Source organism: Streptomyces sp. SPB074 (genome assembly GCF_000154905.1).
Classification (GTDB): Bacteria; Actinomycetota; Actinomycetes; order Streptomycetales; family Streptomycetaceae; genus Streptomyces.
This window is the reverse complement of record NZ_GG770539.1, coordinates 5,773,108-5,783,744: the sequence shown is the minus strand read 5'-3', so window position 1 is coordinate 5,783,744 and position 10,637 is coordinate 5,773,108. Positions and strand designations below refer to the sequence as shown.

The 10,637-nt window shown below is 74.7% G+C and carries 7 protein-coding genes; 1 reads left to right on the top strand and 6 read right to left on the bottom strand.

Annotated features, from left to right (window positions below):
* A partial coding sequence (gene dnaE, locus SSBG_RS24445; RefSeq protein ID WP_008748745.1) for a DNA polymerase III subunit alpha occupies positions 1-2,712 on the bottom strand: 2,712 nt, incomplete at its 3' end.
* Positions 2,713-3,015: 303 nt separating this feature from the next.
* Positions 3,016-4,098: a S1 family peptidase gene (locus SSBG_RS24440; protein ID WP_008748744.1), complete on the bottom strand. Its 1,083-nt coding sequence runs from the start codon at positions 4,096-4,098 to the stop codon at positions 3,016-3,018.
* A 613-nt stretch (positions 4,099-4,711) separates the two neighbouring features.
* Between SSBG_RS24440 and SSBG_RS24435 the strand changes: the two genes are divergently transcribed.
* A complete protein-coding gene (locus SSBG_RS24435; RefSeq protein ID WP_037870552.1) occupies positions 4,712-5,935 on the top strand; it encodes an aminoacyl--tRNA ligase-related protein in 1,224 nt (407 codons plus the stop codon).
* A 158-nt stretch (positions 5,936-6,093) separates the two neighbouring features.
* On the opposite strand, the gene SSBG_RS24430 is transcribed toward SSBG_RS24435, so the two are convergent.
* The 4 genes from SSBG_RS24430 to SSBG_RS24415 form a co-directional block, all read right to left on the bottom strand.
* Positions 6,094-6,993 carry a S1 family peptidase gene (locus SSBG_RS24430; RefSeq protein WP_008748742.1) on the bottom strand — a complete coding sequence of 300 codons (900 nt, stop codon included), beginning with the start codon at positions 6,991-6,993 and terminating at the stop codon, positions 6,094-6,096.
* A 268-nt stretch (positions 6,994-7,261) separates the two neighbouring features.
* Complete coding sequence (locus tag SSBG_RS24425; protein ID WP_008748741.1) at positions 7,262-8,125, bottom strand: DUF1684 domain-containing protein; 864 nt, start codon at positions 8,123-8,125, stop codon at positions 7,262-7,264.
* Positions 8,122-9,504 (bottom strand): NtaA/DmoA family FMN-dependent monooxygenase, encoded by a 1,383-nt coding sequence (locus SSBG_RS24420; RefSeq protein ID WP_008748740.1) that lies wholly within the window; start codon positions 9,502-9,504, stop codon positions 8,122-8,124. Before SSBG_RS24420 ends, SSBG_RS24425 begins: the two co-directional genes overlap by 4 nt.
* Positions 9,505-9,601: 97 nt before the next feature.
* A partial coding sequence (locus tag SSBG_RS24415; protein ID WP_037870550.1) for an LLM class flavin-dependent oxidoreductase occupies positions 9,602-10,637 on the bottom strand: 1,036 nt, incomplete at its 5' end.

The following is a 10,637-nucleotide window of genomic DNA, read 5'->3' as shown; positions in this document are numbered from 1 at the left end:
TTCGGCGACGGGCCGCGAGGGGCGGGCGCGCTGCCAGAAGTCGAGGAGCGAGGTGTAGGGCTGGGCGGTGGCGATCCGTTCGCCCTCGGCCTCGCTCATGCCGTGCACGTCGGCGAGCCCGAGGCGGACGCCCCAGCGGGCCGCCGGAGGCCCCTCTTCGGACACCAGTTCGATGCGGTGGGCGGGGGCGGAGTGGTTCACGTCCACGGGCAGGATCGGCACGTCCCTGCGCCGCGCGTCCGCGAGGAGCAGCCGCTTGGGGTACATGCCGGGATCGTGGGTGAGCAGTCCGGCGTAGAAGGCGGCCGGGTGGTGGGCCTTGAGCCAGGCGGACTGGTAGGTGGGCACGGCGAAGGCGACGGCGTGCGCCTTGCAGAAGCCGTACGAGCCGAATGCCTCGACGATCTCCCACGTGCGCGTGACGGTCTCGGCGTCGTAGCCGCGCTCGGCGGCGCGCTGCGCGAACCAGAAGCGGATGCGGCCCTGCGAGTCGGGGTCGGAGAGCCCGCGCCGCACCCGGTCGGCCTCGTCGCGCCCGCAGCCGGTCATGGTGTGCACGAGGTCGATGACCTGCTCGTGGAAGACGACGACGCCGTAGGTGTCTTCGAGGGCGGGGGCGAGGTCGGGGTGCGGGTAGCGGACGGGCGCGCGGCCGTGCCGGGCCTCGATGAAGGGGCGCACCATGTCGGCGGCGACGGGGCCGGGGCGGAAGAGCGAGATGTCCACGACGAGGTCGTGGAAGGTGGACGGCTGGAGCCGGCCGACGAGGTCGCGCTGGCCCGGCGACTCGATCTGGAAGCAGCCGAGGGTCTCGGTGGAGCGGATGAGCTGGTACGTCTTCTCGTCGCCGGGCGGGATCGCGTCGATGTCGGGGGCCTCGCCGGTGGCCCGGTCCAGCTCGGAGAGCGCGTGCGCCATCGCGGACTGCATCCGTACCCCGAGCACGTCGAGCTTGAGCAGCCCGAGGTCCTCGACGTCCTCCTTGTCGAACTGCGCCATCGGCAGTGCCTCGCCGCTCGTGGGCACGACGGGGGTGCGCGAGAGCAGCGAGGCGTCCGAGAGGAGCACGCCGCACGGGTGCATCGCGACGCCGCGCGGGAGCGCGTCGAGCCCTTCCACCAGTTCCCAGAAGGTGCCGTACTTCTCGCGTTCGGCGGCGACGGAGGCGAGTTCGGGCAGTTCGTCCATGGCGGTGCGGGCGTCGCGGGCGCGGATGTGCGGGAAGGCGGTGGCGATGCGGTCGATGTCGGCGGGGTCGAGGGAGAGCGCGGCGCCGACGTCGCGGATCGCGTGCCGCACCCGGTACGTCTCGGGCATCGCGACGGTCGCGACGCGCTCGGGCCCGAAGCGGCCGAGGATCGCGCGGTAGACCTCGATGCGGCGCGCGGACTCGACGTCGATGTCGATGTCGGGCAGTACGGAGCGGCGTTTGGACAGGAAGCGCTCCATGAGCAGCCCGTGCTCCACCGGGTCGGCGTGCGCGATGCCGATGAGGTGGTTGACGAGGGAGCCCGCGCCGGAGCCGCGCGCGGCGACGCGGATGCCGAGGTCGCGCACGTCGTCCACGACGCGGGCGACGGTGAGGAAGTACGAGGCGAAGTCGTGGTGGGCGATGATGTCCAGCTCGTGGTGCATCCGCTCCCAGTACGCGCGCGCCCCGGGCCCCCGGTCGTGGCCGAGCCGGACCATCCCGGCCGCCGCGCGCGAGGCGAGGGCGCGCTGCGCGGTGCGCGCGCCCGCGCCGACGAGGCGCGGTTCGGGGAAGCGGACGGAACCGAGGCCGAGGTCGTCCTCGGGGTCGACGAGGCACTCGGCGGCGGTACGGGCGGTGTGCGCGAGGAGCGCGCCGGCCGCTCCCGGGCCGAACCCGGCGGCGGTCGTGATCCGCTCCGCCTCCCGCGCCATGCGCCCGGCGTCCTTGAGCCAGCGTTCGCCGCTGTCGAGGCCCTTGGCGGGGTCGATGGGGACGAGGCGGCGGGCGGCGTCGAGCACGTCGGCGATCCGGCCCTGGCCCGGGTCGGCGTAGCGCACGGCGTTGGTGAGCACGGGGCGTATCCCCTGCTCGGCGGCGAAGCCGACGGTACGGGCGGCGAGACGGAGGGAGCCGGGGCCCGTGCCGTCCCGGCCGTGGTGGACGGCTTCGAGGCGGAGCGCGTCGCCGTAGCGCTCGCGCCAGGGGGCGAGGAGGCGGGCGGCGCGGTCGGGGCGCCCGGCGGCGAGGGCGCGGCCGATGTCGGACTCGGGGCCGAGCAGGACGGTGAGCCCTTCGCCCTGGTTGGCGTCCCAGGGGAGCAGCGGCGGGCGTTCCCCACCGGCGTGCGCGGCGGTCACGAGGGCGCACAGGGAGGCCCAGCCGCGCGCCCCGTCGCGGGCGAGGAAGGTCGCACGCGGCGCGGACTCGTCCACGAAGGCCCCGCCGCGTACGGGGGCGCGCCGTCGTCCGCCGCCGCCCCGGGCGTCCCGCGCGGCGGGCGCGTCCACGGCGAGATCGGCCCCGAACAGGGGCCGCACGCCGTGCTCGGCGCACGCCTTGGCGAAGCGCACGGTCCCGGCGACGGTGTCGCGGTCGGTGAGCGCGACGGCGTCCATGCCGCGCTCGGCGGCCCGCGCGGCGAGCGCCTCGGGGTGCGAGGCGCCGTAGCGCGCCGAGTTGCCCGAGACGGCGCGCAGGTGCGCGAACCCGGGGCCCGAAAGGCCCGGAGACCTGGTCATCCGCACCTCCTCGGCCGGTCGTGCTCACCCCCTGGTTCATCTCCCGGGCACCACGATAAACCACTGCTCGAACGTTCGTACGATTAGCGCGGGGGCCGTACGAACGAACGGGCGAACGGGCACGGGGAGTGACGAACGAGGAGGCGCGAGCGGCGGGCCGCAGGGGCGGGAGCGAGGCCCCGGGGGGCTCCGGGGCCCGGATCACCGCGCCCGGCTCACGCGCCGGCCCCCCCTCACGCCCCGACCCCCGGCCTCGCGCGGGGCGGGGCCGGGGGTCCGGGGTGGGGGGAAGTGCGGTGGGGCTCAGCCGATGTCGGCGCCGAAGGCGCTCAGGGCCTCCGTGACCGGCTGGAAGAAGGTCTCGCCGCCGGAGGTGCAGTCGCCGCTGCCGCCCGAGGTGAGGCCGACGGCGTCGCTGCCCGCGAAGAGCGAGCCGCCCGAGTCGCCGGGCTCGGCGCAGACCGTGGTCTGGATGAGCCCGTCGACGATGCCGTCCGCGCCGTAGTTGACGCTCACGTCGAGGCCGGTCACCTCGCCGCTGTGGACGCCCGTGGTGGAGCCGGAGCGGGTGACGGTCTGGCCGACCGTCGCGTCGGCGGCGCCGGTGATGGACTGGCTGCTGCCGTTGTAGAGGTCCACCTCGCTCGGGTGGTCGACGTCGGAGCTGTACTTGACGAGCCCGTAGTCGTTGCCGGGGAACTCCGAGCCCGCGTTGCTGCCGAGCGCGTTGCCGTCCGCGTCGGTCCAGTTGTCGATCGCCTCGGTGCAGTGCCCGGCGGTGAGGAAGGCGGGCTCGCCGCCGACCGTCACGTTGAAGCCGAGCGAGCAGCGCCCGCCCGAGCCGGTGATCGCGTCGCCGCCCGCGATGAAGGGCTTGAAGGTGCCCTTGGACTGCTTGAGCGTCGCCATGCTGCCGAGCTTCCCGACGGCGGTGGTCAGCTTCTTGAGCTGGGCGCCCTTGACGGTGCGGTCGGCGGTCACGACGACCTTGTTGGAGACCGGGTCCACGCCCCAGGAGGTGCCGGGTATCGCGGTGGTCTCCTTGGCGACGGCGGAGCGCGCCGACCTCAGCTCGGCGAGCGTGTGCGCGACGACTCTCGCCTTCGCGCCCGCCGCCTCGGCCGTCTTCGCGGCCGACTGGTTCGTCACGTTGACGACGAGGTGCTTGGCCTGGGCGTCGTAGTAGGTGCCCGCCGCGTGCGTGCCCAGGTCCTGGGTGAGTCGCGAGGCGAGCTTTTCGGCCTTCGGGGCGGAGAGGGTGTGCGGGGCGGTGGGAGTCGCCTCCGCGGCGTTCGCGGTCTGGAAGGTGAATCCGGCCGCGAGGAGCGCGGCCACTCCGGTGCCCGCGATCGCGGCACGCCGCACGGTGGTCCGTCGTTCGGTCACTTCACGTCCTCCTGTGGGGGGTTGGTCCCGGCGGTGTGGGGGTGCCGGGACCGGAAGGCGTTCGCGCACGGTGCCGCCGGACGGGAAAGAACCGCGTCCGGATCACCGTGCGCCGTCCACTATTCCGACGGCCCGCAGTCGCACACAAGGTCGATATCCGGCCGCGCGTCCGGAGCGGCCGGGCGCCTCCGCATCACCCCCGCACTACTGTCAAGTACGCGCCCACACGCCTGAGTTCATAAGGCGAAAGCCCCGGTGGGAGCGGTGCGGCGCCGGAAGCGCCCGCCGCCGGGGGCACGTGGCCGAATCTCGCCCCTACCCCCTCAGAGGCCCCCGCGGCCACGCGAAGGCCCCGTGAAGGAGTCGCGGACGGGTCCGGGACCTCGCGTGACGGGCCGGTCACACCCGTACACCGCCCCCCCGGAAAAGCGGTGGTCCCTCTCCCCCGCGCCCCGCTACCGTGCGGGCCATGCAGCCCGCCGCGCACCACCCGTGGACGACGACGCCGGAGTACGTCCCGGCGCGCTGAGAGCTGTACCGAAGCGAAGCCCCGGGGCGGGTGCCCCGGGGCTTTTCCGCGCCGTCACCCGCTCCCCGTCCCGCAGGAGCGACCATGAACGACCCCGTCCCCGCCCCGGAACACGACCACCACCGCCTCGGCCGCGCGCTGGGCCTCTACGGCACCGACCCGCTGCTCGGCGCGGGCCTCCCGTACCTCCTCCCGGACGGCGCGAGCGTGCGGCACGCGCTGGAGGAGTACGTACGCGCCCTGGAGGTGGCCGGCGGCTACCAGCACGTGCACTCGCCGGTCCTCGGGAAACAGGAGCTGTACGTCCGCTCGGGGCACTGGGCGCACTACCGCGCGGACACGCTCCCGCCGATGGAGGTCGGCGGCGAGCACTTCGTGCTGCGCCCGGGCCTGTGCCCGCACCACGCGCTGATCTACCGGGCCCGGGCCCGCAGTTACCGGGACCTGCCGCTCCGCGTCGCGGAGCTGGGCGGCATGTTCCGCGCGGAGCCCTCCGGGACCCTCGGCGGCCTGACCCGGGTGCGGGCGATCCATCTCAACGACGCGCACCTGTTCTGCGCCCCGGAGTCGCTCGCCGCTGAGGTCGCGGGCGCGCTCGCCCTGATCCGTACCGCCTACCGGGCCCTCGGCCTCGCCCCGAGCCGTTACCGGCTCTCGCTGCCGGGCGAGGGCGCCAAGTACGCGCTCGCCGAGGGTGGGTGGGAGCGCGCGGCGGCGGCGCTCGCCGAGGCGCTCGCGGCTTCGGGGCTCGACTGGGAGGAGGAGCGCGGCGAGGCGGCGTTCTACGGGCCGAAGATCGACGTGCAGGCGCGGGACGCGGCGGGCCGCGAGTTCACCCTCTCGACCGTGCAGGCCGATTTCCACCAGCCGGCCGCCTTCGGCCTCGACTACCGCGCCGCCGACGGCTCCCGGCCGCGGCCCGTGATGGTGCACCGCAGCGTGCTCGGCAGTCTGGAGCGTGTCCTCGCGCGGCTGATCGAGGTGCACGGCGGCGCCTTCCCCGCCTGGCTCGCTCCCGTCCAGGTGGGCGTGGTGCCGGTGGGCGAGGAGCAGGAGGAGGCCGCGGAGTCCTTCGTACGGCGCTGCCGCGCGGCGGGGCTGCGGGCGCGGCGGTACCCGGCGCACGCGGGGACCCTCGCGGCGCGCGTCCGGCGGGCGCGCCTCGTCCCGCACCTCGCCGTGCTCGGCGCCCGCGAGGCGGCGGCGGGCGAGGTGGCGCTGCGCCGCAGGGACGGGGAACGCCTCCCGGCCCGGCCCGAGGCGGAGGCGGTGGCGCTGCTCGTGGCGGGGAGCGCGATCCCGGAGTAACGGAGCGGTACGGAGGGGATGCGCGCGGGAGCGGTACGGAGGGGATGCGCGCGGGAGCGGTACGGAGGGGGTGCGCCCGCGCCCCGGGCCCGCCCGTCTCCGTACCGCCTGCCGTGCCCGTACCGCCGTACGGCCCTATCGCGCCGTGCGGTCGCGGGTCAGTAGACGCTGACCCCGTAGGCGCTGAGCGCCTCGGTCACCGGCTGGAAGAAGGTCGTGCCGCCCGAGGAGCAGTTGCCGCTGCCGCCGGAGGTGAGACCGATCGCCTGGTTGCCGGAGTAGAGCGGGCCGCCGGAGTCGCCCGGTTCGGCGCACACGTTGGTGCGGATGAGGCCGCTGACGATGCCGTCCGCGCCGTAGTTGACGGTGGCGTTGAGGGCGGAGACCGTGCCGCTGTGGATGCCGGTGGTCGAGCCGCGCCGGGTCACGCTCATGCCGACGGTGGCGTTGGCGGCGCTCGTGATGTCCACGCTGCCCACGGTGCCGTCCTTGGGCACCGAGGAGTTGGTGTACTTCACGAGGCCGTAGTCGTCGCCGGGGAAGCTGGACCCGGCGGTGGTGCCGAGGGTGGTGGTGTGCGAGGAGTTCGACCACCACGTGCCCGCCCCGTCGGTGCAGTGCCCGGCGGTGAGGAAGTAGTAGGTGCTGCCGCTGCGGACGTTGAAGCCGAGGGAGCAGCGCCAGGACGAGGCGTAGATGGCGTCGCCGCCGGAGACGAGCTTGCTGAACGTGCCGGGGGTGCGCTCGATCTCCAGGGCGCCCGCGTTCTTCCCGGCCGCGTCCTTGAGCTTCTGGATCTCGGCCTGCGAGACGGTGCTGTCCACGGTGAGCTGGACCTTGCCGTTGCTCGGGTCGACGTTCCACGCCGTACCGGCGACATCGGCCTTGAGCACGGCGTCGCCGACGGCGGTGAGCTGGTTGGTGGAGTACGTCTTCGCCTCGCCGGCCTGGGCGGCGGGGACGGCGAAGGCGGCGGTGGCGAGGAGGCCGGAGGCCACGGCGATCAGCCGGGTCCGTCTCGTGGTGCCGGTGCGGGGGGTGGTGCGCTTGGTCCTCACGTGGTTCCTCCAGTGGGGAATCGGGGGGCCCGCCGTGGGGGGTCGGGCCCGTGAGGCGCGGTGCGGGGCCGCGTGGCCCGGGTTGCGGGACACGGGCACCGAACCGGCGCTGCTGGGGAGTTTCTGTGACCGTGCCGTGACCGCACAAGGGCGACTTCCGGCCTCGCCCATTACCTCTCGGGCTCCCCCAACTCCCTTTCCTCACAGCGCACTTGAGAATACCTTCACTACCACGGCGACCATCCGCCCGCCACGCCATCGCCGTCCCTCACCCGGGCTGCCCGGCGCCCGCGTCCACGAGCCGTCGTTCGCCCGCGGTGACGGCGAGGCCGAGGGTGTTGCCGGGCGGCGGGAACGGGCACAGGAAGTGCGGGCCGAGCGCGCAGGGCGGCAGCACGGCCCGGTTGAAGTCCACCGGGACCGTGCCGTCGGGGGCGGGCGCGGGGGTGAACAGGAAGCGGAAGCGGTGGCTGCCGGCGCCGCTCGTGGTGTCGGCGAAGATGACGCCCAGGCCGCCGTCCGGCTGCACGCCCACACGCAGCACGTACGCCGAGCCCTCGGCGGAGAAGCGCAGTTCACCGCCGAGGGCGAGCCCGCGCTCGTGGCCGTCCGCGTTCGGCACCCGCACGGTCTGCTTCGACTCGTACGGTACGAAGCGGCCGCGGAGCGCCCAGCGCGCTTCCCAGGGGCTCACTTCGAGCCCGGGAAAGGCGCGGCGCGCGGGCGCGTCGGGGTCGTGCACGCGTACCGCCCAGGCCCCCTCGCTCTCCAGGACGGTGAGCCTGCGGCGGCGGTGGGCGACCTGGGCGCGCTCGGCGGGGCCCGTATCGGCGTCGAGCAGCGCTTCGCCCGCGTACGGCCGCCCCCGTACGAGCAGCCCCGCGCCGCGTGTCAGCGAGACATGCTCCCCGGCGGCGCGCCAGCGACCGGGAATGTCCGGAAGCAGTCCGTCCGGGTAGTCCGCGAGCCAGTGCGTGCCGATGACGGAGAGCGGGCCCCAGGGGGCGGTGACGGCCTGGGCACGGGCGGCGCGCCACCGCCGCCAGTCGGCGAGCGCGGCGTTCGCGTCCGCCGGGTCGGTGCCGGTGGGGGCGGCCGGGGCGGGGGCCGTGCCGGGCGGTACGGGGCTCATGCGGCGGTGTCCTTCGGGGTGTCGCGGCGGGTGGCGGGGTGGCTCAGGCCGAGGTGGTCGCGCAGGGTCCGACCCGTGTACGCCGTACGGAAGGCGCCGCGTTCCTGGAGGAGGGGCACGACGCGGTCGACGAACTCGTCGAGGCCGCCGGGGGTGAGGTGCGGGACGAGGATGAAGCCGTCGGCGGCACGGGAGTCGACGAAGTGACTCATCGCCTCGGCGACGGTGGCCGCCGAGCCGATGAAGGACTGGCGCCCGGTCGCCTCGATCGCCGTCTCGCGCAGCGAGAGGTTCTTGGTACGGGCGAGGGCGCGCCACTTCTCCGCGAGCGCGCGCGGATCACCGTGCCGTACCCGGCCCTGGACGACGTCCGAGTCGGTCACGGGGTCGAAGGCGGGCAGCGGGCCGTCCGGGTCGAAGCCGGAGAGGTCGGTGCCCCAGACCTGTTCGGCGGCGAGCAGCGCGTTCTGCGGGGAGACCTGGAGGCGGCGGATCTCCGCGGCCTTCTCCTGCGCCTCGGCGTCGGTGTCACCGACGACGACCGTGACGCCCGGCATGATCTTGAGGTCGTCGGCCGTGCGCCCGTACCCCGGCAGGCGGCCCTTCACGTCGGCGTAGAACTCCTGCCCGGCGGCGAGGGTGCCGTGTCGCGTGAAGATGACGTCGGCGGCGCTCGCGGCGAAGTCGCGGCCCTCGGCGGAGTCACCGGCCTGAATGACGACGGGGTGCCCCTGCGGGGAGCGCGGCAGGGTGAACTCGCCCTCGACGGAGAAGTGCCTGCCGTGGTGGGCGAAGGGACGCGGGGCACCGTCGGGACTCCAGCTGTCCCACAACTCCCTCGCCGTGGCGACGAACTCGGCGGCGCGTGTGTAGCGATCGGCGCGGTCGAGATAGCCGCCGCGCCGGAAGTTCTCGCCGGTGAAGGCGTCGGAGGAGGTGACGACGTTCCAGGCGGCGCGGCCGGCGCTGAGGTGGTCGAGGCTCGCGAGACGGCGGGCGAGTTCGTAGGGCTCGTTGAAAGTGCTGTTGACGGTCGCGGCGAGACCGAGGTGCTCCGTGACGGCGGCGACGGCGTTGAGGACGGTGAGCGATTCGGGGCGGCCCACGACGTCGAGGTCGTGGATGCGGCCCTTGTGCTCGCGCAGCCGCAGTCCCTCGGCGAGGAAGAAGAAGTCGAAGAGGCCGCGTTCGGCGGTGCGGGCGAGGTGGACGAAGGAGTCGAAGGCGATCTGCGAGCCGGAGCGCGGATCGGACCAGACGGTGGTGCTGTTGACGCCGGGGAAGTGGGCGGCGAGGTGCAGGGGACGGTGGGCGCCGGGTGGCTGGCGGCGGCGGGAGGGGGCGGGACGGGGCTGCTGGGACGGACGCTGGTGGCTCATGCGGGGGCTCCGGGAGTTGAGGAGTCGGGGAGTTGGGATTCTTTGGGGGCGCGGGGCGGGGCGGGCCGACGGGATCGGGGCGCGGGCGGCGGGCGGGTCAGGTGGTGAGGTGGAGGTTGGCGGGGCGGGCGAGGCCGAGGTGTTCGCGCAGGGTGCTGCCGGGGTGGAAGGCGCGGAAGACGCCCCGGTGCTGGAGCAGCGCGACGGTCCCGTTGACGAGGCGTTCGAGGTCGCGGCCCGGTGCGGCGGGGCGGAAGTGGAAGCCGTCGACGGCCCCTGCTGCGTACCAGTCACCGATCAGCTCGGCGAGATCGACGGGCCCGCCCCGGTAGTGCGGTCCGTGCGCGGTGGGCCGGGGGCCGCCCCCGCCGTGTCCTGGTTCGGCGGCCTGTTCGCCGCCGCTCAGTTCGACGGTGAGCGAGGCGAGTACGCGTACGTCGGCCGGCTCCCGCCCGGCGCGCGCCGCCTCGGCGCGTACCTCGGCGGAGAAGGCGGCGGCCTGCTCACGACTGCTCGCCTCGAAGAGGAGTACGTCGGCGTGGCGGACCGCGAAGGCGCGCCGCACCGGGTCGTCCGCCTCGGCGACGATCACGGGGTGGCCCTGCGGGGGCCGCGGCACGATGGAGGGGCCGCGCACGGAGAAGGTGGTGCCGGAGTAGTCGGCGTAGTGGAGCTTGTCGCGGTCGATGAAGCGGCCGCTCGGGATGTCCCGTATCTCCGCGTCGTCCTCCCAGCTGTCCCACAACAGCCGTGCCGCTTCGACGACTTCGCCAGCCTCCCGCCACGCCTCGCGCGCGGTGACGGCTTCCCGCCGCCCGAAGAGCCGGGCCTCGGCCCCGCTCGTGGAGACGCCGGGCCGCCAGCCGGCCCGCCCCCGGCTGACCCAGTCGAGCGTGGCGACGGCGGCCTGGACGTGGAAGGGCTCGGTGTGCGTCGTGGTCACGGTCGGCACGAGCCCCACGCGCCGGGTCGCCGGAGCGAGCCGTGCGAGGACGGAGAGCGCGTCGAGCCCCGGCGCGGCGAAGGTGTCGCCGAGCGTGAGGAAGTCGAGCAAGCCCTCATCGGCGAAGCGGGCGAGGGGGAGGAAGTCGTCGGCACGGGTGGCGCCGGGGAGATCGATGGCGGCGGAGAGG